Here is a 15,772-nt window from a genome sequence, read left to right as displayed (position 1 = left end):
GCCGCGCCACCAGGGGCTCCGCCGCCGGACCCCCGCGCCTCGATCGCCGGCGGGGCTTGATTCTGCGGGCCTGTGCCGGGTGGCGCGGGGGACGATGTCAAGCCCGTTGGGGGTCCCCCCGACGCAGCCTGAGGGACATTCAGGACAACGATTCGCCCCCGGTCACCCCTCCGTGTCGGGCGGGGTCTTCGGGGGCCGGCCCCGGCGGGCGATCGGGGCCGCGCCGCCCGGGAGCCGGCCCGCCTCCGCCAGCGCCCGCCGCAGCAGGAACTCGATCTGCGCGTTCGCACTGCGGAGCTCGTCCGAGGCCCAGCGGGCCAGCGCGTCGTGCACCGCCGGGTCGAGCCGCAGCAGCATCTGCTTGCGGGCGGGGCCGCGCCGGGCCGCCCGGCCGGGGGGAGGGGCCTCGTCGTCGGTCACTGGTAGAGCGTGCCCGTGTTCAGGACCGGCTGTGCCGCACGGTCACCGCACAGCACCACCATCAGGTTGCTCACCATCGCCGCCTTCCGCTCGGAGTCCAGCTCGACGATGTCCTGCTCCGCGATCCGCGTCAGCGCCATCTCGACCATGCCCACCGCGCCCTCGACGATCTGCTGGCGCGCCGCGACGACCGCCCCCGCCTGCTGCCGCTGGAGCATCGCCGAGGCGATCTCGGGGGCGTACGCGAGGTGGCTGAAGCGGGACTCGATGATGCGCACGCCCGCCGCCTGCACCCGCGCCGTGAGCTCGACCGCGAGCTTCTCGGTGATCTCCTCGGCGTTGCCCCGCAGGGAGAGCCCGCCCTCCTCGTGGGCGTCGTACGGGTACTCGATCGCGATGTGCCGGACCGCCGCCTCGGTCTGGGTGGCGACGAACTCCAGGAAGTCGTCGACCTCGAAGAGCGCCTGCGCGGTGTCCTCGACCTTCCAGACGACGATCGCGGCGAGTTCGATCGGGTTGCCGTAGGCGTCGTTGACCTTCAGGACGGCCGTCTCGTGGTTGCGGACCCGGGTGGAGATCTTGCGGCTGGAGGTCAGCGGGTTGATCCAGCGCAGGCCGTCCGCGCGGATCGTGCCGACGTAGCGGCCGAAGAGCTGGATGACCCGGGCCTCGCCCGGAGCGACCATCTTCACACCGCTCATGCAGAAGAAGGAGGCCACGGTCAGGAGCAGCCCGAGGATGAGCAGCGGGACGCCGGCTCCCTTGTGGCCGTCGGAGCTCAGGACGCCGCCGACGATGGCCAGGGCCACGCCGAGGAGCACTCCGAGGACGGTCAGGAGCAGGCCGAGCCCGCCAGGGATGGAGTGCGCCGTCACCTCCCTGACCTGGGGTGCGGGCATCTCGGGGGCGTCGGGCGTCAGGTCGGCGCCGGGGCCGGTGGCGCCGGGCAGGTCGTGTGGTGCGGACATGGGTCCCCCGTTTCGTACGGCATAGCGCCGCGCTAGCAATGTGATTACACATTAACGCTCCTCGCAACCTTGTGCACCCCTCGGGAGTCGGTTCCTACAGAAGTGGGTGCTGATTCTCACGTCCGGAAAAGACCGGATCGCTTGTCATTTGTCCAGGCTTTCAGTGTTAGCTGGCAGGTCTGACCGGATCGGCACGAGCAGAAGGACAGGAGCACCACAGCGATGGGTCGAGCGGATGCGCGACGAGCCCAGGGGCGGGGAGCGCGCCGGGCCGCCACGAGCGGCGGCGGCATACGCCGGCTCTTCACCTGGCGGAAGATCCTGGGCACCTTCTTCGGTCTCTGCCTGCTCGCGATGGGCGCCTTCGCCGCGCTCTACGTGTACGTCGACGTGCCTGAGGCCAACGCGCAGGCCCAGAAGCAGAGCAACGTCTACAAGTACAGCGACGGCACGCTCCTGGCCCGGAGCAACTCCGAGGTCAACCGGGAGATAGTCGACCTGGAGGTCGTGCCGAAGGCGGTCCAGCACGCCTTCGTCGCCGCCGAGAACAAGTCCTTCTACCGGGACCAGGGCGTCGACCTCAAGGGCACCGCGCGCGGCCTGCTCAACACGCTCTCCGGCAAGGGGAAGCAGGGTGGCTCCACGATCACCCAGCAGTACGTGAAGAACTACTACCTCACGCAGGACCAGACGGTCACCCGGAAGCTCAAGGAGCTGGTGATATCGCTCAAGGTCGACCAGCGCACGGAGAAGGACGACATCCTCGCCGGGTACCTCAACACGGTCTACTACGGCCGAGGCGCGAGCGGTATCCAGGCGGCGGCGCAGGCCTATTACGGCGTCGACGCGAAGGATCTCGACACCGCACAGGGCGCCTATCTCGCGGCCCTGCTCCAGGCCCCCAGCCAGTACGACTGGGCGAACGCCACCCCCGGCGGCAAGAAGCTCGTCAAGGAGCGCTGGGCCTACACGCTGAACAACATGGTGGACGAGGGCTGGCTGGACAAGGCCGAGCGGGACAAGCTGACCTTCCCCGTCCCGGACGCTCCCAAGGCGGCCCCCGGCATGGAGGGCCAGACCGGCTACCTCGTCGAGGCCGCGAACAACGAGATGAAGCGGCAGGGCGTCACCGAGGAAGAGCTGGACGCCGGCGGCTGGACGGTCACCCTCAACATCGACAAGAAGCGGCAGAAGCAGCTGGAGAAGTCCGTCGCCGACCAGCTGGAGAACCAGCTCGACCGTGAGAACAGCAAGGTCGACGCGACCGTCCAGGCCGGTGCCACCTCCGTGGACCCGAAGACGGGCAAGGTGGTCGCGCTGTACGGCGGTGTCGGCGCGACCGAGCACTACATCTCCAACGCCACCCGGCAGGACTACCAGCCGGCCTCCACCTTCAAGCCGCTCGTCCTCGCCTCGGCCCTGGAGAACGGGTCGACCACCCAGGACGGCGACCTGATCGGCCTGAACACGGTCTACGACGGCACCAGCAAGCGCCCGGTCGTCGGCAGCGACACCCCGTTCGCCCCGCAGAACGAGGACGACATCAGCTACGACAGTCCGACCGTCCGGACGGCGATGGACAAGTCGATCAACTCCGTCTTCGCGCAGATGGTCGTCGACGTCACCCCGAGCGCCGTGAAGAAGACCGCGCTGGACCTGGGCGTACCGGACAAGAACTTCCCGGAGCGTCCCGCGATCACGCTCGGCACGATGAACGCCTCGACGTGGGACATGGCCGGGGTGTACGCGACGCTCGACAACCACGGCAAGAAGGTCACCCCGACCATCGTGAAGTCCGCCGAGCACCGCGACCGCACCATGGAGCCCGTCGACGGCGTGGGCGGCCAGGTGATCAGCCGGGCGTCCGCCGACACCGTGACGAAGGCCCTGACCGAGGTCGTCGACGTCGGTTCGGGCCGGGAGGCCGACACCTCCGCCTACGACGCGGCCGGCAAGACCGGCACCTCCGAGGACAACAAGGCGGCCTGGTTCGCGGCCTACACCCCGGAGCTCACCACGGCTGTGGCTCTCTTCGGTGAGTCCACCGCCGAGGGCGGCGGCCAGGTCAGCCTCACCGGCACGGCCAACTCCGGCCGGGCCAACGGTGGCGGGTTCCCCGCCAGGATCTGGGCCGACTACACCCTGGGCGCGCTCGGAGGCGGCTCCGACGCCGCGTTCGACCTGCGGGGAGTCGAAAGGGGTGAGACGCCGGTGACCGAGATGCCCTCGGCGACCCCGTCCGAGACCGAGGAGCCGTCGAAGACCCCGTCGGAGGAGCCCGAGACGCCCAGCGAGACGCCGAGCGAGACCCCCAGCGAGGAGTCGCCCCCGGCCGAGACGCCGAGCGAGACGCCCTCGGAGACCCCGAGCGGGTCGCCCAGCACGCCGGAGGTCCCCGAGGACGGTGACCGTCCGCCGGGCGAGCGGCCCGGCGGCGAGGGCCTGCTGGGGCAGTAGCGACGTGTGAGGGGCGGGTGCCGATCCGGCACCCGCCCCTCACACATGTCTCCGGTGTCGTTCCTAGGGGGTGGCCATCTCGAACCAGACCACCTTGCCCGTCGACAGCCGGGTCGCCCCCCACCGTCTGGCCAGCCGGTTGACCAGGAACAGCCCGCGTCCGCCCTCGTCGGTCTCCCGGGCGCGCCGCTGCCGGGGCAGCTGCGGGGAGTCGTCGCCGACCTCGCAGCGCAGGATGTCCGTACGCAGCAGCCGCAGCGTCACCGGCCGCTCCGCGTAGCGCACCGCGTTGGTCACCACCTCGCTGACCAGCAGCTCCACCTCGTCCGACAGGTCGTCCAGACCCCACCGGCCGAGCGCCCTGCGGGCCAGCCTGCGGGCCCGGCCGGGCGCCGCGTCCTCCGGCTCCAGGAACCAGTACGCGACATCGCTCGGCGCGATCCCGTCGAACCGCGCGGCCAGCAGGGCGATGTCGTCGTCCCGGTCCCCGGGACCGAGCATGTCCAGCACGTCGTCGCAGAGCGCTTCCAGCGGCGGCGAATGGTCCGGGCCCGTCAGCTGGGCGGTGGCGGCGAGCCGCTCCCGCAGGATCTCGATGCCCGTCCACACGTCCCGCATCCGGGACTCCACCAGGCCGTCCGTGTACAGCAGCAGCGTGGCCCCGGCCGGGGCGTCCAGCTCGACGGCCTCGAAGTCGACGCCGCCGACACCGATCGGCGCGCCCGGCGGAACCCGCAGCACCTCCGCCCGGCCGCCCAGGTGGAGCAGCACCGGCGGCGGATGGCCGGCGTTGGCGATGGTGATGCGGTGCGCGACGGGGTCGTACACCGCGTAGAGGCAGGTCGCCATGCGGTCGCTGCCGAGCCGCTGCGCCTGCTCGTCCAGATGGTGCAGGACCTCCTGCGGAGGCAGGTCGAGGCCGGCCAGGGTCTGCGCGGTGGTGCGCAGCTGGCCCATGATCGCAGCGGACGTCATGGAGTGCCCCATCACGTCCCCGACGACCAGGGCGACCCTGCTGCCGGGCAGCGGGATCGCGTCGTACCAGTCGCCGCCGACCCGGGCCGTCTCCGCGGCCGGGAGGTAGCGCGAGGCCAGGCGCACGCCCGTGGGCTGCGGCAGCGAGTCGGGCAGCATCGTGCGCTGGAGCTCGTCGGCGATGTACGCCTCGCGGCCGTACAGCACGGCCTTGTCGATGCCGAGCGCGGTGTGCGTGGCCAGTTGGGCCGCGACCAGGAGGTCGTTCGCCTCGAACGGCGGACGGTCCGTGCCGCGCAGGAAGACGGCGGCGCCGATCACCCGGCGCCGGCCCCGCAGCGGAGCCAGGATCGCGCGGTGCCCGGTCGGCACCGTACTCCCGGCGCCCAGCAGTTCGGGCAGGGCGACGCGAGCCGCCGCGGAGTCCCCGAAGACGGGACGCACCCCGCGCAGCACCTCGGCGAGCGCGCCGCCCGCCCGGATCTCGCACAGGTCGGCGGCCGGCAGCAGCCCGGCCTGCGGGTCGGTGACGGACAGCCTCAGCCGCTCGCCCTCCGTCCCGCTCTCGCTCTCCTCGTCGGCCAGCCGCAGCCTGTCGGTGCGCCGCAGCCGCAGCACGAAGGGGTTGACGGGCCGCTCGTCACCCACCGGGAGCGGGTCGCGGAGGTAGACGAGTATGGCGTCGGAGAAGGTGGGCACGCTCGCCCGGCAGAGCCCCAGCACGATCTCGTCCAGGTCTATGCCCCGCGCGATCCGGCGGGTCGCCGCGCCGACGAACCGCAGCCGGTCCCCCTCGCGTCGCGAGAGCGTCTGGGTGTCGACGACGGGAGCGGCCCCGTCCGCGGCGGGCGCACCCGGCACGGCGTTCGCCGCCGGGCCCTTCGCCGGGTGCGGCACCGGGGAGGGGCCGGGAATCGCGGCGGTGGCAGCGGCGCCCGGCGGGGCCTCCTCCTGCCGGGGCCGGGCGCGTTCCTGCGGCCGGGCGGCGAGGGGCTGCCGGCCTTCGTGGGAGGTGGGATGCTCCGTCACGCGTGGGATTCCGTCCGTCCGGGCCGGTTGTATGAGGCAATCACCTTGTGGGGCGCCACTGTGCCCCGGCAAGAGCGGTGAGAACAACGGCTGTCACCGGATGCCCCTGGAAAAGGGGCCGAAACCGAACGGCCACGGGAGCGGCCGGTTCGGGGCGCTCGCATGGCTGGGCAGCGGACAGCGAACACGTCTCCACCCCTCGTAGTGGTTCGTGCGTCCGCACGCTCCACCCGGCTCCGTGGGCCGTGTGACTCATGCGGTGCGTTCGGTGACTGGTGGTCAGGCCCCTGGCCGATCCTGCCGGTTGTGGCGCGTCGGTCCGGCGGAGCGGTTCATGGAGGGTGATCCTACGTTTGCCCCCCTGGGGTGCATCAAGGGTCTCACGACGGTGTGGGGGCGGGGGAGCGGTCCCAGTCATCAGGCAGCGGCGGCACCTGCCACCTGGGGTCGGGCCGCCAGTGCTCCCAGCCGTCGCTGAACGGTGCGCCCCAGCGCTGGATCACCTCGACGGCCGCCAGTCCCGCCTCGCGTACCCGCCGGGCGGTGGCCTCGTCCATCAGCCCGACCCGCTGCGCCTGTGCGAACTCGTCCTCGTCGAGCCACTCCCAGCTGTGGTCGGGACGCACCGAGATGTCGAGGAAGTGGTCCTGCGAATCCACCCCGCCGGACCAGCGTGAGCGCGGCTCCTCGAGGTTGACGTACCAGTTCCGGAAGAGCCAGCCCCGGTCCCAGAACAGCCACACCGACCAGGGGTCACCCGGCTTGGCGAGCTTCAGCACACCCGAGCCGAACCACCGGGACCGCACCGTGGTGCGCGGGCGGGTGTAGCGGGTGGCGAGCGGTTCGGCGTGCACCTGGGTGCCGTCGGCGAGGACCGGCCTCACACACTCGGTGCCGGACGCCATCCACACGGCCAGGAGTTCGTCGGTGTCCTGGACGACCGTGACCGGCCGGCAGATGTGCACCGCGTGGCCCTCACCGTCGCCCGGTCTTCCGTTGTCCCGGTACCGCCAGAGGATCCGGTCCCCCGGCGACCAGCGCCCGCCGTCTCCCGCACCCGCCCCGGTGCCCGCTCCCGTACCCGCTTCCGTCGCTGTCATGAAGAGATCTTAGGGACGGCTCCCCGGCCGCGCGGTGCGTTACGCGTCAGGCCGGGTCATACGCAGCACGTCCAGGGCCTCGTCGAGCTGCGCCGCCGTCAGGTCACCACGCTCGACGTAGCCTTCGGCCAGCACCGTCTCCCGGATCGTCGTGCCGTCGGCCAGGGACTTCTTGGCGACCTTCGCCGCCTGCTCGTAGCCGATGTACTTGTTCAGCGGGGTCACGACCGAGGGCGAGGACTCCGCGTACTGCCGGGCCCGTCCGACGTTCGCGGTGATGCCGTCGACCGTGCGGTCGGCGAGCAGCCGGGAGGCGTTGGTGAGGAGCCGTACGGACTCCAGCAGGTTCTTCGCGATGACCGGAAGCATGACGTTGAGCTCGAAGTTGCCTGCCGCTCCGGCGGCGGCGACCGTGGCGTCGTTGCCCGTCACCTGGGCCGCGACCATCAGCACCGCCTCCGGGATGACCGGATTGACCTTCCCCGGCATGATCGAGGAGCCCGGCTGCAGGTCGGGCAGGTTGATCTCGGCGAGCCCGGTGCGGGGCCCGGAGGCCATCCAGCGGAGGTCGTTGGAGATCTTGGTGAGCGACACGCCGATCGTGCGGAGCTGGCCCGACGCCTCGACGAGCCCGTCCCTGGCGCCCTGCGCCTCGAAGTGGTTCCGGGCCTCGGTGAGCGGCAGTCCCGTCGTGCGGGCGACCTCCGCGATCACCGCTGCGGAGAACCCGGGCGGGGTGTTGATCCCCGTGCCCACCGCGGTGCCGCCCAGGGGGAGTTCGGCCAGGCGGGGCAGCGAGGCGCGCAGCCGCTCGACGCCGTACCGGATCTGCGCCGCGTAACCGCCGAACTCCTGCCCCAGGGTCACGGGTGTGGCGTCCATCAGGTGCGTACGGCCCGACTTCACGACCTCCGAGAATTCGGCCGATTTCCGCTCCAGGGAGACGGCCAGGTGTTCGAGCGCCGGGATCAGGTCGGCGGTGACGGCGGCGGTCGCGGCGATGTGGACCGACGACGGGAACACGTCGTTCGACGACTGGGACGCGTTGACGTGGTCGTTGGGGTGGACCTCGCGCCCGAGCCGCTCCGTGGCGAGTGTGGCCACGACCTCGTTGGTGTTCATGTTGGACGACGTGCCGGAACCCGTCTGGAAGACGTCGACGGGGAAGTGCTCGTCCCAGCGTCCGTCCACGACCTCCGCAGCGGCCTCCTGGATGGCGCCCGCGATGTCCGGATCCAGCACCTTCAGCTCGGCGTTGACCTTGGCCGCCGCGGCCTTGATCCGTGCCAGGGCCTCGATGTGGGCCCGCTCCAGCCGCTGCCCGGAGATGGGGAAGTTCTCCACCGCGCGCTGTGTCTGGGCCCGCCACTTCGCGTGGGCCGGCACCTTCACCTCGCCCATCGAGTCGTGCTCGACGCGGTACTGCGTGTCCTCGGCCGGTTCGCCCATGGTGTTCATACCTCCTGCAGGGGCGAGCGCGGTCCGCGCCCGCCGTATTCCCCGATACTCCTGCCCGGGCCCCCCGCACCGATCACACCCCCGCCCCGGTGTTCACGCGTCCACCGGACCGCCGTATACGCCGGAGGGGCGCGCCCGGCCACCGGGCGCGCCCCTCCGTCGGACGTGCGGTCAGCCGAGGCCGGGGCCGCGGACCGGGATGCTGGTGAAGGTCGGGGCCGGGGCGGGCTCGGTGAAGAAGTCGTTGCCCTTGTCGTCGACCACGATGAACGCGGGGAAGTCCTCGACCTCGATGCGCCAGACCGCCTCCATGCCGAGCTCCTCGTACTCGACGACCTCGACCTTCTTGATGCAGTCCTGCGCGAGGCGCGCGGCGGGGCCGCCGATCGAGCCGAGGTAGAAGCCGCCGTGGGCGTCGCAGGCGTCCGTGACCTGCTGGGAGCGGTTGCCCTTGGCGAGCATGACCTTGGAGCCGCCGGCCGCCTGGAACTGCGCGACGTAGCTGTCCATGCGGCCGGCCGTCGTCGGGCCGAAGGAGCCGGAGGCGTAGCCCTCGGGGGTCTTCGCCGGGCCCGCGTAGTAGACCGGGTGGTCCTTGAGGTACTGCGGCATCTCCTCGCCCGCGTCGAGCCGCTCCTTGATCTTGGCGTGTGCGATGTCGCGCGCCACGACCAGCGGGCCCGTCAGCGAGAGCCTGGTCTTGACCGGGTACTTGGTCAGCTCGGCGAGGATGTCGTCCATCGGCCGGTTCAGGTCGATCCGCACCACGTCGGACTCGTCCAGGTGCTCGTCCGTGGTGTCCGGGAGGAAGCGCGCCGGGTCCTTCTCCAGCTGCTCCAGGAAGACGCCCTCGGCGGTGATCTTCGCGGTGGCCTGGCGGTCGGCCGAGCACGACACGGCGATCGCGACGGGCAGCGAGGCGCCGTGCCGGGGGAGGCGGACCACGCGCACGTCGTGGCAGAAGTACTTCCCGCCGAACTGGGCGCCGATGCCGATCTTCTGCGTCAGCTCGAAGACCTTCTGCTCCAGGTCCTGGTCCCGGAAGCCGTGGCCGGTCGGGGAGCCCTCGGCGGGCAGCTCGTCGAGGTAGTGCGCGGAGGCGTACTTCGCGGTCTTCAGGGCGAACTCGGCCGAGGTGCCGCCGACGACGATCGCCAGGTGGTACGGCGGGCAGGCCGCCGTGCCCAGGGAGCGGATCTTCTCCTCCAGGAACTTCATCATGGAGGCCTCGTTGAGGACCGCCTTGGTCTCCTGGAAGAGGAACGACTTGTTGGCGGAGCCGCCGCCCTTCGCCATGAAGAGGAACTTGTACGCGCCGCCGTCCGTCGCGTACAGCTCGATCTGGGCCGGGAGGTTCGAGCCGGTGTTCTTCTCGTCCCACATCGTCAGCGGGGCCATCTGCGAATAGCGCAGATTCAGCTCGGTGTAGGCGTCGAAGATGCCGTGCGACAGGGCCTCCTCGTCACCGCCCTCGGTCAGGACGTTCTGCCCGCGCTTGCCCATGACGATCGCCGTGCCGGTGTCCTGGCACATCGGCAGCACACCCGCGGCGGCGATGTTCGCGTTCTTCAGGAGGTCCAGCGCGACGAACTTGTCGTTGGAGGACGCCTCGGGGTCGTCCACGATGCGGCGCAGCTGCGCCAGGTGGGCGGGGCGCAGATAGTGCGAGATGTCGTGCATGGCCTCGGCCGCGAGGGTGCGCAGGGCCTCCGGCGCCACCTTGAGGAACGTACGGCCGTCGGCCTCGAAGGTCGAGACGCCGTCGGCGGTCACCAGCCGGTACGGCGTGGTGTCCTCTCCCAGGGGGAGCAGATCGGAGTACGCAAACTCTGGCATTACGGCCATTCCTCACTCGGCGACAGCGGCTGACCACCCTTGGGCAGCGCATCCACCAGGGTAGAACGCCGCCGACGCGCCGGGCCTGTGAGGTAAGGCTCACCCCGCGGCGCTTGATCCCGTACCGCGGATCGGCGCACAGGGTTTCGGCGCGGGGCCGGAGAGGTGCTGTCGCGATCTATCGCGTTTCGGTACGCTGTTGCGGTGGACCTAGAGAAGCAGCCCCAGCAGCCCGTCGCTCCGGCCGGTCCCGCGCCCGCCGGAATCCGCGCGTCCGACGCGGACCGCGACCGGATCGCGGACATCCTGCGGGACGCCGTGGCCGAGGGCCGGCTGACGGCCGAGGAGCACGCGGAGCGGGTCGACCTGGTCTACCGGGCCAAGACCGTCGGCGAGCTCGAGCCGCTGGTCCAGGATCTCCCGGCAGCGGGCGACGCCCCCCGCCCGGCCGCCTCGCCCTACGGTTACGGCCCCGACGGGGCGACCGGGCCCGCCGAGAACATGGTGGCGGTCTTCAGCAGCACCACCCGCAGGGGCCGTTGGCGCGTCGGCGGCCGTACGAACGCCTTCTCGTTCTGCGGCAGTGTGGAGATCGACCTGACGGAGGCGCTGTTCGGCCAGCGTCTGACGGTCATCAACGCGACCTCCATCTTCGGCAGCGTCGAGATCAAGGTTCCCGAGAACATCTCGCTGCGCGGCAGCGGAACGGGCATTTTCGGCAATTTCGAGGTCGACACACTGGAATCCACCGACCCCGAGGCTCCGGTTGTCGTGGTGAACGGCTATTCCGTGTTCGGGAACGTCGAGGCGAAGCCCAAGCGGGGCAAGCTCATCGCCAACCTCCACAAGCACCTGCGCAAGCACCTCGGCCACTGAGCCGGCAGGGGTCCACGGCGAATTCCGGCCAGCGGGCGACGTGACGGCGGCGCGGGGAACGGGCGGCGGCGCCACTCAGTGCATAGGCGCGCGTACAGCGGGTAGGGAGTGCTGCATCGCCTCTCGCTCACGAAGCCGAAGCCGTCGTCAGGAGTGGACCGTGCTGCACATGCCGCATCAGCCCCTGCAGGTCGCCGCCGTGCCGTCCCAGCGCACACCCGCGCGGGAGGACCAGGCGGGGCCCTGGCACTCGGAGGCTGTGTGCCGCCGGGACGAAGCCGGGCTGTTCTTCGCCCCGTCGAAGGAGCCGACCGCTGCCCGGCTGGCCCGTGAGGAGGCCGCGAAACAGGTCTGTGCGAGGTGCCCGGTGATGGTGGAGTGCCAGGAGCACGCGCTCGTACAGCCCGAGCCCTACGGTGTGTGGGGCGGCCTCACCGCCGCCGAACGCCGCGTGGTGCTCGCCCGGCGCCGCAGGCGCGACGTGGAGCTCAAGGCCGCGGCCCCGACGGGACGCATAGCCGGCTGACGTTCCGCGCGGATGCGGGGCCGCCCGACCGGGCGGCCCCGCATCTTGCGCTTCGGGACTACTTGGCGCGGTCGAAGTCGATCGCGCTGTAGGCGCGCAGCTTCGACAGCCGGTGCGTCGAGTCGATCCTGCGGATCGTGCCCGACTTGGACCGCATCACCAGGGACTCCGTGCTCGCCGTCTCCCCGCGGTACCGCACACCGCGCAGGAGTTCGCCGTCGGTGATCCCGGTGGCGACGAAGAAGACGTTGTCCCCGCTGACGAGGTCGTCCGTGGACAGGACCCGGTCCAGGTCGTGGCCGGCGTCCAGCGCCCGCTGCCGTTCCGCCTCGTCCTTGGGCCAGAGCTTGCCCTGGATGACGCCGCCGAGACACTTTATGGCGCAGGCCGAGATGATGCCCTCCGGGGTGCCGCCGATGCCCATGAGCAGGTCGACGCCGGTCCCCTCACGGGCCGCCATGATCGACCCGGCGACGTCGCCGTCGGAGATGAACTTGATCCGGGCGCCGGTCTCCCGGATCTCCCTGACCACGTTCTCGTGCCGGGGCCGGTCCAGGATGACGACGGTGACGTCCTCCGGGGCCGAGCTCTTGGCCTTCGCGACGCGCCGGATGTTCACGGACACCGGTGCGTTGATGTCGACGAAGTCGGCGGCCTCGGGGCCGGTGACCAGCTTGTCCATGTAGAAGACGGCGGACGGGTCGAACATCGCGCCGCGGTCCGCGGCGGCCAGTACGGCGATCGCGTTGGGCATGCCCTTCGCGTTGAGCGTGGTGCCGTCGATCGGGTCGACGGCGATGTCGACCTCGGCCCCGGTGCCGTCGCCGACGCGCTCGCCGTTGAACAGCATGGGCGCTTCGTCCTTCTCGCCCTCACCGATGACGACCACGCCGTTCATCGACACGGTGGAGACGAGCGTGCGCATGGCTTTCACCGCGGCGCCGTCGGCGCCGATCTTGTCGCCGCGGCCGACCCAGCGCCCGGCGGCCATGGCGGCGGCCTCGGTGACCCGCACCAACTCCAGGGCCAGGTTGCGGTCGGGGGCCTCCGGGGAGACCTCGAGCTGGGACGGCAGATGATGCTCGGACATCGGAGCGCACCTTTCTGTACGACGACGACCGGAAAAGAGGGTGCTGTGACTCTATCGGTAGGTCGATAAAATGAGCAGAGCGGGTCACTTATGAGCGGGTGCCCGCCGACCGGGCCTCCGGCGGCCCATGCCACCATTGAGTCCGTGGCAAGCAAGCGAGGCAAGCAGACCGTCCGGGACATGATCCTGTCGATGCTCGTGATCACCGCAGTGGCGGGCGTCGTCTACCTCTTCATCCCGCACGACGAAAAGGCCGACCCCCTCAAGGCGGTCGACTACCGGGTCGAGCTCGCGACGGCCCGTCGCGCCGCGCCGTACCCCGTGGCCGCCCCGGCGGGGCTGCCCGAAGGCTGGAAGCCGACCTCCGTCTCGTACGAGGGGCAGAACGGCTCGGGATGGCACCTCGGCTTCCTCGACCCCGACAAGAGGTACGTGGCCGTCGAGCAGTCGACGGCCCCCGCGAAGAAGTACGTCTCCGAGGTCAGCCGGGACGCCGAGAACACCGGGCGCACGCGCGAGGTCTCGGGCCGTGAGTGGGAGATCTGGAACGGGCCGAAGTACGACGCGCTGGTGCTGCACGCCGAGGGTGTGACGACGGTGGTCACCGGCTCGGCCCCCGCGGACCGGCTGGCGGAGATGGCCGCCGCGCTGAAGACGGCTCCGGCCCCCGAGGCCTCCGGCGCACCTGCCGCCTCCTGAGACCCCCGTACCGACGGAAGAGCCCCACGACGCTCGGCGTCGTGGGGCTCTTGCGGTGTCCCGGGAGGCGGGCCGCCTCCCGGGAGGGAGATCAGACGGTCGTGATGACCTCGTCGTAGGACAGGCGCGGCAGGCGCGGGAACCAGGCGTCCTCGCCCGGCTTGCCGATGTTGACGGCCATGATCAGCTTGTGGTCGCCGTCCAGGAACTCCTTCTCGATGCCCGCGGCGTCGAAGCCGGTCATCGGGCCGGCGGCCAGGCCGGCGGCGCGGACGCCGATGATGAAGTAGGCGGCCTGCAGCGTGGCGTTGAGCGCGGCCGACTGCTCGCGGACCGGGCGCTCGGAGAAGAACGCGTCCTTGGCCTGCGGGAAGTGCGGCAGGAGCGCCGGGAGTTCCTCGTGGAACTCGTGGTCGGCGACGAGGAGCGCGACCAGCGGGGCGGTGGAGGTCTTCGGCCGGTTGCCCTCGGCCATGTGCTTCACGAGGCGCTCGCGGCCCTCCGGCGTACGGACCAGGACGACGCGCAGCGGCGACTGGTTGAAGGCCGTGGGGCCGTACTTGACCAGGTCGTAGATCGCCTGGACCTGCTCGTCGGTCACCGGCTCGTCGGTGAACGTGTTGGCAGTGCGGGCCTCACGGAAGAGGAGGTCCTGGGCGGCGGGGTCAAGAACGAGGGACATCTGGAGCGTTACCTTCCGGCCTGTACGGGTCAAGCGACACGATCACCGTAACCGAGGGATAGATTAAACTTCAACTAAATCTGTCCCGGAGTGATCCACCGCACAGGCGCCTCCCCTGGGTCCTACTCCGGGTCGCCGCCGGCCTCCGTGCGCTCCTCGGGGCGCGCCAGCGCCGCGTCCAGCCGGGCCCTCGCGCCCTCCAGCCAGTGCCGGCAGACCTTCGCCAGCTCCTCGCCGCGCTCCCACAGGGCCAGCGACTCCTCCAGCGTCGTGCCGCCCGCCTCCAGGCGGCGTACGACCTCGATCAGCTCGTCCCGCGCCTGCTCGTACCCGAGCGTGCCGGTCGCGGCAGCCGTCGTCGTCCCGTCGTCCGTCATGCCGACCACCCTATGCGCGGGGTCCGACAAACCCGGCCGCCCACGGCCTCACCGGAGACCGTCACTCCGCGACCCGCACGGTGAACTCGCCCTCGGATACCCGCGCCCGCAGCTCCTCGCCCGGCGCCCCGGCGTCCGCGGGGGAGCGCACCACATGGCCGTCCGGCCGCTGCAGCACCGCGTATCCCCGCTCCAGCGTCGCCGCCGGCGAGAGCGCCACGACCCGGGCCCGGGTGTGCGCGAGCTCCGAGTCCGCGCGGTCCAGCAGGTGCCCGAGGACCCTGCGGCTCCGCCCCACCAGGGCGTCGACCTCCGCCTCCCGCTCGTCCACCATCCGCTGCGGCCGCTCCATGGAGGACCTGCCCAGCGCATGCGTCAGGCCCCGCTCCTCCCGGTCGATCAGGCCCCGCACGGTCCGCAGCGCCCGGTCGCGGAGCTGCTGGACGCGGTCGAGCTCCTCACCCACGTCCGGCACGACCTTCTTCGCCGCGTCCGTCGGCGTCGACGCCCGCACATCGGCCACCAGGTCGAGCAGGGGCGAGTCCGGCTCGTGCCCGATCGCGGAGACCACCGGCGTGCGGCACGCCGCCACCGCCCGGATCAGCGCCTCGTCGGAGAACGGCAGCAGATCCTCCACGCTGCCGCCGCCACGGGCGACCACGATCACGTCGACCTCGGGCAGCCCGTCCAGCTCCTGGACCGCCTGGACCACCTGGTTCACGGCGTGCACACCCTGCACCGCGGTGTTGCGCACCTCGAAGCGCACCGCCGGCCAGCGCCGTCTGGCGTTCTCCAGCACATCGCGCTCCGCCGCCGACGCCCGGCCCGAGACGAGGCCGATCAGCTGCGGCAGGAAGGGCAGCGGCTTCTTCCGGTCCAGGGCGAAGAGCCCCTCGGCGGCCAGCGACTTCTTCAGCTGCTCCAGCCGCACCAGCAGCTCGCCGATGCCCACGGGCCGTATCTCCGTGGCCCGCAGGGACAGCTGCCCGCGCGGGGCGTACCACTCGGGCTTGGCGAGGACGACCACCCGCGCGCCCTCGGTCACCACATCGGCGATCCGGTCGAAGACCTGCCGGAAGCAGGTCACGCTCACCGAGATGTCGTGGGAGGGGTCGCGCAGCGTCAGGAACACCACCCCGGCGCCGGGCCGGCGTGACAGCTGGGTGATCTGCCCCTCCACCCAGACCGCGCCGAGCCGGTCGATCCAGCCGCCGATCAGCCGTGACACGTCGCCGACGGGCAGCGGGGCTTCCGGGGACGTAGTGAGAGCCATACGGGC

At 71.3% G+C, this 15,772-nt stretch carries 14 protein-coding genes; 4 read left to right on the top strand and 10 right to left on the bottom strand.

Annotated elements, in window-relative coordinates; all coding sequences use genetic code 11:
• Positions 1 to 162: 162 nt before the first annotated feature.
• Positions 163 to 420 (bottom strand): type II toxin-antitoxin system antitoxin, encoded by a 258-nt coding sequence (locus tag ACZ32T_RS06765; RefSeq protein ID WP_467268107.1) that lies wholly within the window; start codon positions 418 to 420, stop codon positions 163 to 165.
• Positions 417 to 1,388, bottom strand: coding sequence for an SPFH domain-containing protein (locus tag ACZ32T_RS06760; RefSeq protein ID WP_467268105.1), 972 nt, complete (start codon positions 1,386 to 1,388; stop codon positions 417 to 419). The genes ACZ32T_RS06765 and ACZ32T_RS06760 overlap by 4 nt, the downstream gene beginning before the upstream one ends.
• 222 nt (positions 1,389 to 1,610) lie before the next feature.
• Between ACZ32T_RS06760 and ACZ32T_RS06755 the strand changes: the two genes are divergently transcribed.
• The gene (locus ACZ32T_RS06755; RefSeq protein WP_467268103.1) at positions 1,611 to 3,845 is read left to right on the top strand and encodes a transglycosylase domain-containing protein; all 2,235 of its coding nucleotides are present in this window, start codon (positions 1,611 to 1,613) and stop codon (positions 3,843 to 3,845) included.
• A 63-nt stretch (positions 3,846 to 3,908) separates the two neighbouring features.
• On the opposite strand, the gene ACZ32T_RS06750 is transcribed toward ACZ32T_RS06755, so the two are convergent.
• The 4 genes from ACZ32T_RS06750 to ACZ32T_RS06735 form a co-directional block, all read right to left on the bottom strand.
• Complete coding sequence (locus tag ACZ32T_RS06750) at positions 3,909 to 5,849, bottom strand: SpoIIE family protein phosphatase (protein WP_467268101.1); 1,941 nt, start codon at positions 5,847 to 5,849, stop codon at positions 3,909 to 3,911.
• Between the two features lie 380 nt (positions 5,850 to 6,229).
• The gene (gene fomD, locus ACZ32T_RS06745; protein ID WP_467268099.1) at positions 6,230 to 6,949 is read right to left on the bottom strand and encodes a cytidylyl-2-hydroxypropylphosphonate hydrolase; all 720 of its coding nucleotides are present in this window, start codon (positions 6,947 to 6,949) and stop codon (positions 6,230 to 6,232) included.
• Positions 6,950 to 6,988: 39 nt separating this feature from the next.
• Positions 6,989 to 8,398, bottom strand: a complete 1,410-nt coding sequence (locus ACZ32T_RS06740; protein ID WP_467268384.1) for a class II fumarate hydratase — start codon at positions 8,396 to 8,398, stop codon at positions 6,989 to 6,991.
• Positions 8,399 to 8,578: 180 nt separating this feature from the next.
• On the bottom strand, positions 8,579 to 10,243 hold the full coding sequence (locus ACZ32T_RS06735) for a fumarate hydratase (protein ID WP_467365726.1): 1,665 nt from the start codon (positions 10,241 to 10,243) through the stop codon (positions 8,579 to 8,581).
• A gap of 204 nt (positions 10,244 to 10,447) precedes the next feature.
• On the opposite strand from ACZ32T_RS06735, the gene ACZ32T_RS06730 reads away from it, so the two are divergent.
• A complete protein-coding gene (locus tag ACZ32T_RS06730; RefSeq protein WP_467365724.1) occupies positions 10,448 to 11,119 on the top strand; it encodes a DUF1707 SHOCT-like domain-containing protein in 672 nt (223 codons plus the stop codon).
• Positions 11,120 to 11,279: 160 nt separating this feature from the next.
• Positions 11,280 to 11,645: a WhiB family transcriptional regulator gene (locus ACZ32T_RS06725; protein ID WP_356713135.1), complete on the top strand. Its 366-nt coding sequence runs from the start codon at positions 11,280 to 11,282 to the stop codon at positions 11,643 to 11,645.
• A 58-nt stretch (positions 11,646 to 11,703) separates the two neighbouring features.
• On the opposite strand, the gene glpX is transcribed toward ACZ32T_RS06725, so the two are convergent.
• Complete coding sequence (glpX, locus tag ACZ32T_RS06720; protein WP_467268092.1) at positions 11,704 to 12,735, bottom strand: class II fructose-bisphosphatase; 1,032 nt, start codon at positions 12,733 to 12,735, stop codon at positions 11,704 to 11,706.
• A gap of 144 nt (positions 12,736 to 12,879) precedes the next feature.
• On the opposite strand from glpX, the gene ACZ32T_RS06715 reads away from it, so the two are divergent.
• Entirely contained in the window at positions 12,880 to 13,434 is a 555-nt protein-coding gene (locus ACZ32T_RS06715) for a DUF4245 domain-containing protein (protein ID WP_467268090.1), read from the top strand.
• 91 nt (positions 13,435 to 13,525) lie between these two features.
• Here ACZ32T_RS06715 and ACZ32T_RS06710 read toward each other — a convergent pair whose 3' ends face one another.
• The 3 genes from ACZ32T_RS06710 to xseA all read right to left on the bottom strand — a co-directional run bounded on the left by ACZ32T_RS06710 (position 13,526) and on the right by xseA (position 15,766).
• Entirely contained in the window at positions 13,526 to 14,116 is a 591-nt protein-coding gene (locus tag ACZ32T_RS06710; protein ID WP_356716075.1) for a malonic semialdehyde reductase, read from the bottom strand.
• Positions 14,117 to 14,238: 122 nt separating this feature from the next.
• Entirely contained in the window at positions 14,239 to 14,493 is a 255-nt protein-coding gene (locus tag ACZ32T_RS06705) for an exodeoxyribonuclease VII small subunit (protein WP_467268087.1), read from the bottom strand.
• 61 nt (positions 14,494 to 14,554) lie between these two features.
• The gene (xseA, locus tag ACZ32T_RS06700; protein WP_467365723.1) at positions 14,555 to 15,766 is read right to left on the bottom strand and encodes an exodeoxyribonuclease VII large subunit; all 1,212 of its coding nucleotides are present in this window, start codon (positions 15,764 to 15,766) and stop codon (positions 14,555 to 14,557) included.
• Between the last annotated feature and the right edge of the window lie 6 nt (positions 15,767 to 15,772).

The sequence above is a fragment of the Streptomyces sp. NPDC023573 genome, assembly GCF_055559735.1.
This window is presented reverse-complemented; position numbering and strand designations above follow the sequence as displayed.